The 15227-nt window shown below is 51.9% G+C and carries 7 protein-coding genes; 3 read left to right on the top strand and 4 right to left on the bottom strand.

All coding sequences use genetic code 11. The features are described from left to right. The first annotated feature begins 51 nt into the window (after positions 1–51). On the top strand, positions 52–2574 hold the full coding sequence (locus tag KOR42_RS05230; RefSeq protein ID WP_146507634.1) for a BatA domain-containing protein: 2523 nt from the start codon (positions 52–54) through the stop codon (positions 2572–2574). Between the two features lie 329 nt (positions 2575–2903). Here KOR42_RS05230 and KOR42_RS05225 read toward each other — a convergent pair whose 3' ends face one another. The 4 genes from KOR42_RS05225 to KOR42_RS05210 all read right to left on the bottom strand — a co-directional run bounded on the left by KOR42_RS05225 (position 2904) and on the right by KOR42_RS05210 (position 12172). Then, on the bottom strand, positions 2904–7898 hold the full coding sequence (locus KOR42_RS05225) for a tetratricopeptide repeat protein (protein WP_146507633.1): 4995 nt from the start codon (positions 7896–7898) through the stop codon (positions 2904–2906). A 59-nt stretch (positions 7899–7957) separates the two neighbouring features. Then, on the bottom strand, positions 7958–8713 hold the full coding sequence (locus tag KOR42_RS05220) for an exosortase C-terminal domain/associated protein EpsI (RefSeq protein WP_146507631.1): 756 nt from the start codon (positions 8711–8713) through the stop codon (positions 7958–7960). Beyond that, positions 8697–11180 carry a polysaccharide biosynthesis tyrosine autokinase gene (locus tag KOR42_RS05215; protein ID WP_146507629.1) on the bottom strand — a complete coding sequence of 828 codons (2484 nt, stop codon included), beginning with the start codon at positions 11178–11180 and terminating at the stop codon, positions 8697–8699. Before KOR42_RS05215 ends, KOR42_RS05220 begins: the two co-directional genes overlap by 17 nt. A gap of 77 nt (positions 11181–11257) precedes the next feature. Beyond that, positions 11258–12172, bottom strand: coding sequence for an exosortase/archaeosortase family protein (locus KOR42_RS05210; protein ID WP_146507627.1), 915 nt, complete (start codon positions 12170–12172; stop codon positions 11258–11260). A gap of 1265 nt (positions 12173–13437) precedes the next feature. On the opposite strand from KOR42_RS05210, the gene KOR42_RS05205 reads away from it, so the two are divergent. Both KOR42_RS05205 and KOR42_RS05200 read left to right on the top strand, forming a co-directional pair. Then, on the top strand, positions 13438–14490 hold the full coding sequence (locus tag KOR42_RS05205) for a glycosyltransferase family 2 protein (protein ID WP_146507625.1): 1053 nt from the start codon (positions 13438–13440) through the stop codon (positions 14488–14490). A gap of 7 nt (positions 14491–14497) precedes the next feature. Next, positions 14498–15184, top strand: a complete 687-nt coding sequence (locus tag KOR42_RS05200) for a polysaccharide deacetylase family protein (protein WP_146507622.1) — start codon at positions 14498–14500, stop codon at positions 15182–15184. Positions 15185–15227: the final 43 nt, after the last annotated feature.

Genomic DNA, 15227 nt, shown 5'->3' with positions numbered 1-15227 from the left:
TGAGGTGTAAAATTCAATTCAGCGTTCCCTGAGTTTGATTGACGGATCGAAATGTCGTTCTTGAATCCTGCAATACTGCTCGGACTCGGATTTGTTTCACTTCCGATCATTATCCATCTGCTTCTGAAACAGAAACCGAAACGCCTCATTTTCCCGGCGCTCCGACTGATTCAGCAGCGCCGGAAGCAAAGCATGCGCAGGATGCGTCTGAAGCACTTTTGGCTTCTATTGCTGCGCGTTCTGGTCTTGGGCCTGATCGTCTTCGCCATCGCTCGCCCTTCTCTTCCGCCAGCAAATTACGGACTCACCCGGTTCGAAACCGGAGTCCTGATCGCGGTCGCTGCCATCGCAGCCGCAGTATATCTGTTCCTCCGCTATCGCATCCGCCATCAACCATTGCGAGTTCACCAGCAGGAAGAACGCCAGCATCGACTGCGCAACTGGACGACGTTCGGGACCCTTGCCAGTCTTGCACTTTTGGTGGGCTGTCCGTATCAGCAACGAATTTCCGGTGAGCTGATCGATCCGAAACCTTTCCGCACAGTTGACCTGCCGGTCGCGGGCGTCATGCTTTTCGATTCGAGCTTGAGCATGTCCTACCTTCAGGAAGGCAAGACCTCACTCGATCGAGCCCGACGCATCGCTCGAGATCATCTGGAGACGCTTCCCGCAGGAAGTCGAGTGGCTGTTGCCGATACGTCGAACGACAATCCAGTTCTGTTTCAGTCGACGATGCTGTCGGCTCAGAATCGAATCGAAGGACTCCAACCGACTCCCTCAACATTGTCGCTCGACCGACGTCTCGAATCCGCTCTTCGCGCACATCGCGATGACCGCTCGCGGACACTTTCCGATCAAGACAACGTCGCTCCGGATGCGAGAAAAGATCGGTACATCCGAAGAGTTTATCTGTTCACAGATCTTGCTCAATCCGCCTGGAGAGAGCGAGGTTCATCGTCTTTACTTGCAGCCCTCAAGGATCAACCAGACGTCAACGTCTATCTGATCGACGTCGGAAACGAGGACCCTCAAAACGTCGCGGTCACCGAAATCGACTTGTCCCGTGAACTCGTTCCCGTTGGCGGTGATCTCACGGTCTCAGCAACGGTCACGGCAACAGGCGCCGATGCGGGAGAAGAAGGAGTCGACCTCCTCCTAAAGAACATGAAGAACCAGTCTGCGAGAGTTGGCCAGCTTCAAATGGACGTCGATGCCGGCGTCCCTGTTCGGATGCCCTTTCCGACATTGAGTGCCCTCGAACAGAAAAATCTGCAAGGGGAAGTTCGTCTGGCGACGAGTGATCCTTTGATGTTTGACAACACTCGCTTCTTCTCCGCCGAAGCGATTCCAGCCCCGAAAGTGCTTGTCGTTGGGCAGCAATTTGACGATGTCAACGAGTGGATGATCGCTCTCGCTCCTCACGACGGAGTCAATGTCGGCAAGAATCGATTTCTTCCAGTCTTTGAGTCGGTCAGTCGTCTGACTGAACTGAACCTGGCCGATTATGCAGCCATCACGATGATCAACTGCCGTCGATTGAGTGATGATGCGTGGTTTCAGATGAGTCGATACGTTGAGAACGGAGGGGGATTGATCATCGTGCTGGGAGATCCGGACATTGAATCTCCATGGTACAACCGTGCTCAAGCAGTGAAGTTTCTTCCAGCGCGACTGGATTCGTGGATGCCGGAGAACGACTGGCGAATCATCATCAAGAACCGAAACCATCCGCTGTTCTGGAAGTTTCGTCAGCTGGAAAGCTATGGAGCGTTCAGCATTCTTGAGAGTCTTGTTCGAATCAAACGATTTTGGAAAATCGAACCGGCAGAACAATCGAACGTCCTCGCCTATTTCTCAGACAAAGAGCGTTCCCCTGCCCTCGTCGAACGAAGCTTTGGGAAAGGTCGAACGGTGATTTTCGCGACCGATGCCAGTAATCCGGAAGACCGAAGTGCCTGGAACAACCTTGCGTCACCCGTTGGCGACTGGAGCTGGCTGTTTCTTCCGTTTACCGAACAGCTGACGGAGTACGTTTCGAGGTTGACTGACATTCAACACAACTTCGAAGCTGGCTCTACTCCTGTTGTTCCGATTCAACCTTCAGAGACCGAAACGACGTACTTACTTCGTGATCCCGACCTGAAGCAGACGCAATGGGTCGCCGCTCCCGACCAATCAACACTTGTGTTCGATTCCGTGGATGCACTGGGGCACTATGAGCTTTATGCAGCCGGTTCACGCGTTCCCGTCAGGGGATTCAGCATCAACGCTCCGGCTCAGGAAAGTGATTTGTCACGACTGACCAACCTGCAACTCGATGCTCTATTAGGTGAGGACAGGTACAAAGTCTCACGAAGTATCGACGAGTTGAAAGACGACATCAACGCAGCCGATTTAGGTCAGGAAGTCTATCCTGTCTTGCTCATGCTCGTCGTGGTCTTCTTCGTGGCAGAACATCTGGTCGCTGGCTATTTCTACGGACGCGGTGAACCGGTTGAAGAGCCCGCCGCGATGCCAAGCTCTTCGCAAACTCCCGCGGCAACACCTGATTCGAACCCTGCAGAACCTTCGTAAGAATGCCCGTTCGGTTAGAATCTCAATTCAGCCTGATTACGCATCGAGACACACGATACTCGGATCATGAACTTCCCCGGTAACAACCTGGAGCATCTTCAACTTGAGTCGGTCGCGATTCGTACTAGGATTCGCTGCATTCATTCGAACGAGAGCACAGAAGCGAGTGCCGAGTCATTGTCGTTCAAGCAGCAATGCCAATGCGTTTAGAGATGATGGATGACGACGACATTCCGCCGAATCTTCAACCGCGAATTGAGTCGCAAAGAGCATCGAAAACCCATCCCTGCAAGTGATCACATGCAAGGATGGGTTTGTACTAAAGAGAGTTACTCGGTCGTCATGGCCGTTTGTGCAGAGATCTGTTCGAAGTCTCCAAACGCCGTTCGAAGCGACTTCAGATAGACGCGGTCCCAAGCATCGGCAGTCCGTGGATCAAGACCGTCCCGGTAGGCCTGGATATACTCATTCCGAGCATTATCAAGCTGCTTGATTTGGAGATACGCATACGCCAGGTGAATCCGTCGAATTGGTGTCGACCCGAGTTGGACTGCTTTCTGGAAACTCGCCGCAGCTTCCTGATTCTTACCCCCGGCAAGTTGCACAATTCCTTTTGTGTCGATCAAGTTCGCCTTTTCGCCAGCGACCGAAAGGGCGTGGTCGATCAGCTTATTTGCGAGTTGGATGTTCTTGCGATGGACAGCTTCGATCATCGCGAGATTGTTCAAAGCGACTTCGTTGTCACCGTCGATATCCAGAATTTTCTCGTAACTCGTCGCCGCCCGGTCGTACTCACCCTGAACGACATAGAGCCCAGCTTCGACTTGCAAAATTCGGATGACCTCCAGGCCACTCGCGTTTTGCTCAGCGTATATCACAAGTTCCATCAACCGATCGTGGTCGTTCCCAACTGGATGGGCAGCCATCGCGAACGAAGTGAAATCAATCAGTCGGTCGATCGCAATCTGCTCTCTGGCTCCTTCAACAAGATCCAGAGCAGACGAGATTCTTCCATCTCGCGCGAGGAACCCTGCCAGATCAACAGCAGCTGCTGGATTCAACTGAACGAGATCCTGATAGAACCCTTCGGCAGTCTTCAGAAGTTCCTTGGACGCCTCCTGGCTTGGTTCATCTGTCGCTGTGGCCAGTTGCTTTCCGTAATACTCCGAGATCTCTGCGGCCCAGCGAATTCGAGCTTGTGACTCGGCATCAGACGGATTCGCTCGGCGGCTTCGTGCAACAAATGTCAGATGTTCGAGAAGTCCGTCGAAGTCTTTGCGAGCGAAGTGCAATTTCGCACGTCGGGAATGCCAGATCGTCGAATCTTCCTGCATTGATTGCAAGATCACCAGCGACCGTTGAGCTTCGTCGAAGGCCTGATCCTGTTCTGGGCCAGATCCCTGCTGAACGGCATAGGCACTCAACAAATCGATCAGTGTCACATAGTAAAATGCCCGCTGTTCATCGGTCCCACCGAGTTCGGTCAGTCCTCGAACAAGTGCGATAGCGTTAAGCAGATCACCTTTCGATTTGTCGTTCCGGGAAGCATAGAGTCGAGCCAGAGTCATTTTATCTTCAGGCTTCAACTCGTTGCCGGAATCGAGGATTCGTGAGAAGTAGCCGATGGCCGCTTCCTGTGATGCTCGATCCCCCCGCATCGTGTAGACGTATGCCAAAACGCGCCAGTTTTGAAGTTCGGCTGCCTTGAGAACCGGATCGTCTCCCTCGAACAGAGGAACATTCTCTTCGAGCATGCGAGTCGCCCGAAGGAATCCGGGATTCCCGTGATGTTGAGCTTCCAGTCCCGCTGCAGTTTGTCGGGCCTGAATCAGAACTGCCGGGGGAACATCTTCTGTCGAAGCCAGTTCGATCAATTGTCCATAAGCAACAATGGCTTCGTCGTACTGCATCATTCCGAGCAGAAGTTGAGCCAGCATCTGAATCCGGACGACGAGTTTTTCCGGGTCGTCACAGTTTTCAATTGACTGTCGAAGATAGTCTTCTGACTTCTCCTGTTCGCCAACGATGAGATAACATCGCGCCAACATCAATTCGCGTTCTTCAGGATCGACACTGTCTGCCGCACTGGCGATTGCCTTTTCAACTCCTTCCTCATCACCTTTGAGATGGTGATACAGGACGTCAAGTTGTCGGAGTGACTGGTCCTCCGGACTCATCTGAAGTGCTGTGTCGAGATGTTCCCGAGCAATATTCAGGCTGTTACTTCCTGCTTGTCCAGACTCCAATTCTTCACGAGCCAGTTCCATGAAGACTTTCGCCAGCCAGGCGGCATCGTCTTGCTGATCGGAGAATGTTCTGGCTGACTGTGCCAGGTTTCCGGCTCGATCGTAGTTTTTCGTCAGGATGGACAACTCTGTTGCGAACTGCAGTGCGTTGGTGTTGCGTGTTGAACCATAGAGATCGAGCGCTTCCTTGAGGGCTGCGTCTGCTTCGTTGATTCGACCTGCCTGCTGCAGCAGTTGGGCCAGTGTATAGAGAACTTCCGCGTCGGCTTCGTTTCGGTCTCTGATCGTTTGGTAGATGGTGATCGCGACACCTGGATGTCCACTCAAGACTTCCATGCGAGCGACCATCGATTCTGCTAAACGCCACTCCGGTCGAAGTGACAGCGCCTTATCGAGATGTTGGATGGCTTCTTCCAGCCGTGAATCTTCGGCGATCGGGTTGCCGGACTTTTGACTCTCCTGGAAGGCCAACAATCCCAGATGAAGTGCTTCACCATACTCTAACAATGGGCCGAGATTCTCTTGTCCCTGGGATGCCCGGTCTTTCAGAAGTTTCAGGCGGGATTGCAGTGTTTCAGGAGAACCAGCATCGACGGCATACTGAAAGACATCCAGCTCTAACTGCTCTTGCAGGTAGGAGTTTCGATCAGTCCGGAGATCCGCGACATCGATCGCGCTTTCCAACAGCTGTTTTTCAATTGCATCGTACTGAGGATACAGTCGACGGAAACTATCCAATTGCTTGACTAACCCACGTTCCAGAAGTTCCCGGTCATCGACCGAGTACGATTCGGGAGCACTGGCGAGTGTGTGAATCTCCTCAAGAACCGCCAGTACATCCGCTTTCTGGTCGTCGCCATTCGAAGCGTCTTCCGATGGAGCATTTGCTTCCGCCAGTTTGCTGATCGCAAGTTGTGCCTTCAAGATTCGCCACGACGGCTGATCGCCGAACTGCTCCACCGCTTCTTCGATTGCTTTTTCTGCCTGCTCGATGCGATCCGGTTCGCTGGACTGGAGCAGAAGCAGTACTCGCGTCGAGACTAGTAGCTTTGAATCGGGATGTTCTTCGATTGCGGCATTGATCTCCGAGTATGCGTCGACGAAATCTCCCATTGCTCCTTGAAGTTTGACCTTCAGCATAGTGACATCGAGATTGTCCGGATAATTCCGCTCCAGCATCGAGACAATTCTGACAGCTTCGTTCCAGTTTCTGCGCGATGGAGGTAGCTGCAGATTGTCGTTAATGAGATGGGCCAGATAGACTTGATTCGCGACGAACGAGTTCGGCTGCTGCAAAATAATTCGCCGGGTTTCGTTCTTTGCCTGCTGAGTCTTTCCCCCCTGCTGCAAGATGCGCACATATTGCTGACGAAGGTCGAGATTTCCGGGATCACGGAGTAAAGCCGTTTCGATTGTTGACTGTGCTTTCTTCCAGTTCCCAAGTCTCTCGTAGCAGTAGATCAGCTCGTTAATCACATCTGCCGACGCGAGATCAGGAAATGCCTCATGCAAGAACAGGAGCGGCTCAAATTTTTGGGCGGCCGACTGATAATCGTGATCGAGCCACAGGTCTTTCCGGGCTTCCAGGACTGCGATTAATCCAGCGAACCCATACTGGGAGAATTCCTGCGGGACATTTGGATCCCGATATCGCATTTCCTCGAAGCTTGGTGAGTTCTGGAATTCTTCAATCGCAGTAATCTGTTCGTCAACGCGTTTCGTGGCCTCTCTCTTAGCTTCCGTATCCTGACTTGAACGGGTGACGTTGTTGACTCCGTAATTCTTCAGTTCCTGCTCTGCCAACAGATAGCGGTAGTATTCCTTCTGAAATGACTCCTTCGGAATCCGATTCACAGTCTCGCGCATCCAGTCGACAAAACCTTCCTGGTCATTACCTAAGTTGGCGAGATCGGCTCGGATGGCTGTCAGCTGGTAGGAGTCGGAGTGTTTCTGAATCTGTTCTTCCAGGCTTGCAATGACATCTTGCAAAGCATCTGGATCGAATTGTTGAGGTTCAGAACGTCGCATGGCGACGTGACAGTTGTACTCAATCTGGATCGCTCTCAGGAATTGATCAAGATTTTCGGTCGACGCCTCTCTCGCCCGTTTCGCATCTTCGAGTGCAAGAGTTCCTAAGCGTTTCGAAATCTCGGCAACCGTTGGAGCGGGGGCTTCGGGATCAGCTTCCTGGCCATCTTCCAGATACCACGCCTGTTGACCAATCAGACTTCTCAACTGTGGATCATTCAAACGATCTGAGTTTTGGAATGCCAGGACTGCACGGAACAGTCCACGATTCAACCAACTCTCTGTCTGGTTCTCGATAGACTCGTCCCCGCTGAACCGCTCCACACTGTTTTGCAGAATCTGAAACGCTTCATTGATTTGATTCTGTTCGTACAGAACCCCGGAGAGGAGCCGGTAAGCCTGCGGAGAGACATCGTCCTTGGTAATGGCGTTATTAAGGTGTCTAATCGCCTCTTCGTTTTCTTCGAGACCAATCTCAGCGCGAGCCAGTTGGACAAGAACTTCGCTCTCATCAGGAAAATCTTCGATGAGTTCCGTGGCGTGTTGACGGGCTGTTCGAAAGTATCCGACGGCCTGTTCCACTGCTTGCAGATCAGCTCGACCTGCCGCAAACTGTCCGAGTTGGAGTGCGAGTTTTGTTCGCTTGCGGCGCATTTCGACTCGTGACGGATCGAGGCGCAACACCTTACCCATGTTGAGATAAGAGCGGCGGAAAAAATCAAATCCTAAGCCGAGATTGCCGAGCCCTTCCAGAACAAGGGAACCTTCTTCGATCGCCTCAGCATCCGAACCATTGATTCCGAGATATCGCTGATAGTAACCGAGCGATTCTCCGAGCGTTTTGATGAGTTGCTGCCTCTCCTCGTCAGACAGTTCTGAGGCTGCTTCGTAGTCCGGAATTTCGACATTCTCAGTCAGTTTCCTCGCTTCTCGAAGGTAGCCGTTCGCCTGCCGATCAATTTGAAAGGCATGCACGGAGACAACCGCGATCCCACAGACCAGGAGCGTCGCAAAGCTCAGCAAGAGGAATCGAGTATTGACCCTTTTCATTATCCTGCACCATATATTTCGATAGAGTTCAAGCTATGACCGTACTTCAGCCCAGCCGATCATGACTCAGCAGATGTTAAAGCAGTGGTGTTTTGTTCCGACTGATCAAGTTGTGATGTCCAGCCGTAAACCTCTTTGATGAGATCGTCAAGGGCGAGTTTGCCGTCCTGAAGGTTCGACTTCGAGATCTGCATCAACACCTTCACCGTGGCAGGCCATTCACTCGATCCCCACAGGGATTGGTGGACTTTTCGGCCTTCGTTCTTGTTCACGATGACATCTTTGCCAATCTGAAACCAATGCGCGGTCACAACCTTGGAACCGTTCAAATCCAGGAGTAGGTACTCAACGCGCACTTCCCCTTGAGGAGTTTCGAGATTTTCGATGAAGCGATTTTCGACTTTGTACCCTGCTCCGGTGTAACACGTTTCCGGATGGTGTGGAGCGGGATCAACGACATCATCGATTGATGACCAGACCGCCAAGTGCACACTCGCCTTTTCCCCGTCTGTCGAGGAATAGGTTCTTCCGAGTGTCTGGTCAGCTCCCAGCACCCCAGCTGTCCGTTCGTCTAACTGGTCCTGATCAACACCGGTCCACTTTCCGAGAACGGTCGGCAATTCGGAAACAGGTTTGGCGATCGGTCGAATCGAGTGTTCATACCCTCGGCTGACCAATTGCACACTGACGAAAGAGACGAGCAACAAAGCGCCGACGAGCAGAAAGCGTGTTTTCGAAGCCTGTTCTGCCGACTCCTGAGATGGTTTCTCAGTTGACTCTGCTGGTTCAGTTTTTTGCTTAGTTGTAGAGGTCATAGCGTCCCCTTACCGGATGCCCAGAAACAATTGTACCAATCACAGTGGCTCCATGCGATCGAAGGATGTCCCTTGCCGAGATTGCATCGGGGACAACACTCACGTCTCGCGTCAAGGCGAGGATCACTCCATCAACATATTCTGAAACGATTCGAGCATCTACAACTGGCAGCACCGGGCAACAGTCGACGATCACAAAATCATACTGCTCCTGAAGCGTTGCGAATAATTCCGCGAGCATTCCGGAATACGATTCCAAGTATACTTCTGACTCGACATTCCCGGCGGGGATGACAGTCAATTTGTCTTCCTCAATGTACTTCAATGCTCCGTCAAGAGTCTCGTTGCCAGTCAGGATATCATAGATTCCTGTCGCACCGTCGACTTCGAAGATCTCATGAATGCGCGGTCGTCGAAGGTCAAAGTCGATCAGAACTGTCTTTTGTCCGGATCGCGCGAGCATTCGGGAAATTTCCACCGAAGCGGTCGTCTTGCCTTCACCTGCCGTCGCACTGGAGACCATGATGCAGTTTTGATTCTCCGATGCTTTTCTGCGAATCAACTGGGCAACGATTCCACGAACGGACTCTGATAACGCTCGCTGAAGTTTGGAATCCTTCTTGTCGTCTTTGCCGTTTTTGCCACTCAACTGCTTCATCGGCAGACGGGGAATTCCTCCCATATGTTCCAGACCGATGGCAAGTCGCATGGTCTTCAAGTCGTCGACGTGTTGTTTTGTGATGTCTCGCCACATCAGGAGAATCAGTGGAGCAAACAGCCCCGCCAGTCCCACGCCAATGGTCAGTGCGATTTGTTTCTTGGGATCATCCTTCTGAGCACGAGTGGCGTAGGCCATGACTTCAATTCGTTTCGACTGCCCTTTCGACTCGACGCGAGTGCGTTCAAGCTCTGCAGCCAGGTTCGAAACGACCTGTTCGAGCGATGCAATATCGCCTCGCAACATTTCGACGTCGGCTGAGGTTTTGCCGAGCAATTTGAAGTTGTCTCGAAGACTTGAACTCATGGCTTCGAGTTCAGCTTCCTGCTCAATGATTTTCTTGATGCGAGACCGCAAGTCGACTTCGTTGAACTGTGCCATCAACTGGTCCTGGTTCTCACCAGTATCGCCGACGATGAGAGTCCCCCCTCCTTGTGCTTTCAAAGCTCGCAGGCGTTCCGCTTCGATTCGACGCCAGTCCAGTTCGTACGCCAGCTGATCTTGTTCGAACTGCTCCTGAAGGCGGCGATTTTCGCGTTCGTATTCTTTCTTGAAGCTTCTTTTAATCAGGGACTTTCGGAAGTTCAGATCGTCGTCGATCTTCGCAAGATCACTCTCATACTGCTGACGACTCTTTTCGAGTCCGCTGCCTTGCAACCGTTTGGCCAGTGCCTGGAACTTCTCTTCCAGTGCTTCTTTTTCGTCGTTCAACCGGCGGATTTCCGGGTCGAACGCGTATTCTTCCTCAAGGATCTCTTCAGTTAAGACCCATTGATTTGTCGACTGCCCCACTGGAAGTGGAGGAAGTGGAGCCCTGAGCGATGGATCAACTGGCTCTTCACTGACGACCGGTTGTCCGTCTTCATTGGGAGCAGTTTCTCCCACCGCTTGCCGGTGCTTTTGAGTTTCCAGCAACGCGAAGAGTTGTGCTTCGAGTTCCATTCTTTTGAAACGCAACTCGTGTCGCTGCTTCTCGAGGATTTCCCGTTCGCTCAACGTCGATTGTTGATTCAGCGTCAATGACTCTGAACTTCCCGAGCCAGCTGTTTCGGCCAGATCGACCAGGCGAGTTCGGGCTGCCTTCAACTCTTTGGTTTTCTCCTGATAGAGCAGCTGCAGATCGGCAAGTCGTTTGTTGTCTTTCTGCTCATCAGCTTTGACATATTTGTCGTAGTAGTTTTTGACAACCGCATTGGCAATCGCCATCGCAGCCTGCGGATCGGGATCACGGAAGGAGACATTCAAGAGTTCCGTGTCGGGAAGTTGCATCACATGGAGATTTTCGAGAATCCACTCGATCGGATCGGGTTCCGCCACGACCTGGGGAAGATTCGAAATCTCGGAGTCCAGTTCCAGAACCTGGGAGATGTTCAGATCGCTCCTGATCAACTGAGCTTGCGTTGACTGAAAGAGCTTGTAGGTGATGGCACTTGTCTGCACCTGATCCGCCGTGTTGAAAATCAACATCGGATCGTCCTGGTGGAGATGGAGTTGAACAACCGCAGTGCTTTGCGGCTCCATCAACAACCACGGAACAATCGCTAAAGGCGTCAGCAAGATTCCAATCAGCAGCCCGAGCGCCCATCGGCGACGAAATGCGTGCCAGATTGCGCTAAGCTGAATTCCACTCCCCTCCTCAGCGGGGGCCGTGGAGACCGTGTTCTGAACGAGGTACGGCGCTTGTGGGTTGTTCAGGCCACGACTAGAACGACCATTCGCAGCGAGAGGTTTTCCGACATCCGTCGACATATCGTCAGTCCAAAATCCAAAACTAGGTCACACGAATACCGCTCTTCCACGGCACATCAGTACGTCAGTTGTCAGTCTTAAGCAGTCCGAGGTGATTCCTCGATGAACACTCTTGAGAGGAACTGAAGTTCCAACCACAAAAGGATCATTGCCAGTGGCATCATCATCCATCCGGCGAAGTCGTGGAACAATTTCTCGGCAAACTCTGGATCACCGTATTCATAGGCAAGTGCTGTCACCACGATTCGGAACAGGTTTGCCAGGACGGCAATGACGCCTGCACTGAGACAGAGCACAATTCGTTCCCATATCGGTCGATCAATGACCAGACACAGTCCCACTGAGAGTGCAAAGAACGAATAAAGCATTCGGATCCCACTACATGCTTCGGCAACACCAACCACTTGATCTGAAAGTGTGATGATATTTCCGTTGGAAATTGCCGGGACTCCAAGGGTTTGAAGTGCGTAAGTCGCACAAATTGTTGCGAGATTCTGAAGTTGGCCACTCATCATGCTCGAGACCATGCGCGGCAGAGGAATCATAAAGACCAGAAATAAAATTGCCGGGGCCGCCCAGTAGAGTGCTTTGAACCCCGCACACAACACGACGATGCCCAAGAGCATCGGAATCAGAGAAAACGCTTCAAGCGTGATGATCGGAGAATAAATTCCAAACAGCTTCATCATCAGAGCCAGAACAATCAGAACAATCCCTGTGATCGTCGCTCCGAGCGAATTGCGCCCCACGTCCGCCCCATTCAAAAGGTCACGACGATGATAAAGCAGATACGCCGAAATCAACGGAACAAAGAACCCGTGTGAATAATCGGGATTGGAGTTCCAAATGCCAACCAACCACACGATCGTGGAATAGTTGATCAAGACAGCCAAAAGACTGAACACGGCTGTCCACGTCAAAGCAGATCGCTGAGTTGAAGAGAGCCCACCTTCATTGAAGTCTGATGATCCGGAACTCGTGCGCAGATTCATAGAAGTATTCGTTCGTTAGGGAATTCTACTTAGATTTCAGCGAGTGAAGATCAGTACGACAGGTGACCGGCTCCGATGGATCGGTCGTCATTCTGCAATCGTCGTCGTAGTTTGCGAGTCGTATGATCGTGAGACAAGTCACACTCAACAGTCGTCAACAGTTTCGCGATTGAGGCTCTTCTCGATCGCAATGTCGGAGTTCATCAGGTTGGATTGATGACACGTCTTGCGTCATGGAACGACAAACAATGGCCCGATAAGGGGGGGGACAGCCATACCGCCTTTGTTCGTCATCGTAAACGTGATGATACGAGAATACAATCACCGTTTTCTGGATCAATGATGAATTTGAGAGTTTAGGCATTGCAGCAATGCTAGGAGGCCATTGAGGCCGGTTAGACCGGTTCGGTGGAACAACACTTCACCAACTCAAGTCAAACCCCGCATGTTTCCTCTCTCAACATTTTTGCGGTCTGGCTCGCGATCAAAAATTTGATCAGAACAACCGTCATAACCCCGCAAACGCTTCGGTTTCGCGATGTGATTTTGACTGCTGTTTCAGTTGCACGATTTGAAGCGGTCGTCGGCCCGAATATACTTCTACTTGGTGTTCTCCTCCACGGATGATGCGATTTCAACCTGCGGAATTGGGAGTCCAAAAGACTTGCTGAACAGGTGACCGGGCCTCAAAGTCGCGAGCCGAAAATTTCTCTCCGGCACTTCGGCTGAGATGGACAGGTTTGCAATTGAAGCCTTGGTGATTGAAAGAAATTTCATCCCTGAGAATGCAATTCTCAGTTTTCGTGATCGTTTCCAGTTCCGGTTTCGCAAGTATTGATAAGCCGAGGATTTACTTGCAGGGATCGATGAAGGATTTTCCCCTCGTCGAGGCCTTCCATACGACAGGACAGGAGCCGATTCCGTGTCAGGGACTGCCGTCCGCATTGTTGTCTCCACATCGTTGTTTCCGTGGTTTGACTTGGTGCCGATCACAACCAATTTCACAGCATGCTCTTACTCAACCTTGAAAAACGTTACAGGCTCTCGCGATCTATAGATTTTTGGTCAAAACCGCCCAGTTCTCCCGTCCCGGAGTTGTTTTCTGCTCAACTCTCAGAGAGTGTCGCTTTGTCAGTTCTTGCCCCAACTTCTTGTGGGTCGAAACGACGAAGTCAACGCATCGGGCTGAACCGGTCGAATCAACAACATCGTGCGAACCGATCCAGCTCAAAATTCCTTAACCCAGCGTTCAAGTCCCTGCACCTATGACAACCGAATCAGAAAACAGCATCGATCTGCTCGGGGTTGTGATTGTCACGTTTGGATCCTCCGACGTGATTGTCCCTTGCCTTGAAAGTCTTGCGGAGTCCGAGAACCGCCAGCTGAGAGTCGTCGTGGTCGACAACGCATCCACTGACGATACCGTTGAACAAGTGATGTCCTGGGCGAGCGATTGGAACACCCGGCAGCCTTCTCGACAGATCAACTTCACCTCCATTCCACTCGATCAAACAGACGGCCCAATTGAAGGCTCCGCGCCGTCCGTGACACTTGTTCGTTCTCCTCTGAACTACGGGTACGCCGGGGCCTGCAACATTGGCTTGCGACTGCTCAATCAAACCAGCGACGTTGACTGTTTCTGGATTCTCAACCCCGATTGCGTTGTCACTCCTCAGACCGCTGGCGATTTTATCGACGACTTACGGAAAGCAGGGAAATTCGGGCTCTTTGGAGGACGAGTCCTCTACCACGACCCTCCTCAACTCATTCAATCCGATGGAGGGCGCGTTGGATTCTGGACAGGGGCATGCACAAACGTGCATCAGGGACTCCTCCCTGCCGAAACATCGTACGCGAACGTCGACACGCTCAATTTCATCTCAGGCGCGAACATCATTGCTTCGCGCGAGTTTTACGACACCGTTGGTCCGATGTCCGACGACTACTTCTTATACTTTGAAGAAGTTGACTGGGCCTGTCGAAGAGGTGATCTCCCGTTAAAATTCAGTGACAAGGCCGTTGTCTACCATCACGGCGGGACATCCATCGGAACCGGCTCCGTGAAGAGACGGGCTTCCGCGTTCGCAAACTACTTCAACTTCCGGAATCGCATAAAGTTTATCTGGCGATTCAATCCCCTCGGCGTTCCGAGCGCGTATCTCTTTTCAGTGCTCCTGATTGTCCGTCTGTTGACGCGAGGAGCCTGGGAGGAAGCTTACGGAGCTCTCAAAGGTCTTCATCAGATGTCGCCTCCGCGTCGCGTGAAGGAACGTCTCATCAACGGGGCAGCTGTGTTCCCTGGAATTAACGAGACATAAACCCCAAATGAAGAGCATAGCCAACACGACGATTCTGAATTTTCATGGAATCGGCACTCCGGCAGCATCGATTCCGGAAGACGAAGTTCCATATTGGGTTTCTGAATCACAGTTTGCCTCGATTGTCGAACAGGCAAAACAGCTGACCGAAAATGGTCGGCAGTTCATGTTCACGTTCGACGACGGGAACCGCTCCGATTTGGAAATCGCCTGCCCAGCCCTTAAGGACTCTGGATTCCGAGGAACCTTCTTCATCCTCACCGGGCGTTTGGGAATGAATGGATATCTTTCCGAGGCAGACATTGCTGAACTGATCTCAAACGAGATGGAAATCGGCCTCCACGGACGAAACCACGTCGACTGGAGAAGTGTCCCTGCGGACGAGTTTCGCGATGAAACCGTCACCGCCCGCGAAGAACTGGCAATTGTCTGCGGGAAGGCCATCGATACGGTGAGCATCCCGTTCGGAGCTTACAACCGACAGGTCATTCACAACCTCAAGCAGCAAAAATTTCGGCGAGTTTTCACCAGCGATGGAGGAACAACGTCAACGGATGCTCAAATTCAGGAGCGTATTTCCATTCGTGGAGATATGGAGCCAGAGAGAATTGAAAACATCCTCCACGCACGAGAATCAGCGAAGGCAAAGATCCGTCGATCGATCTCAACCAAGCTGCGTCGTTACATATTGTGAATGTTCGCCTTCGACAACTGCGACAGCTTAGAGAACAGCATTT

The sequence above is a fragment of the Thalassoglobus neptunius genome (assembly GCF_007859735.1).
GTDB classification, from domain to species: Bacteria; Planctomycetota; Planctomycetia; order Planctomycetales; family Planctomycetaceae; genus Thalassoglobus; species Thalassoglobus neptunius.
The sequence above is the reverse complement of the archived record's forward strand: the minus strand, read 5'-3'. Positions and strand labels throughout refer to the sequence as shown.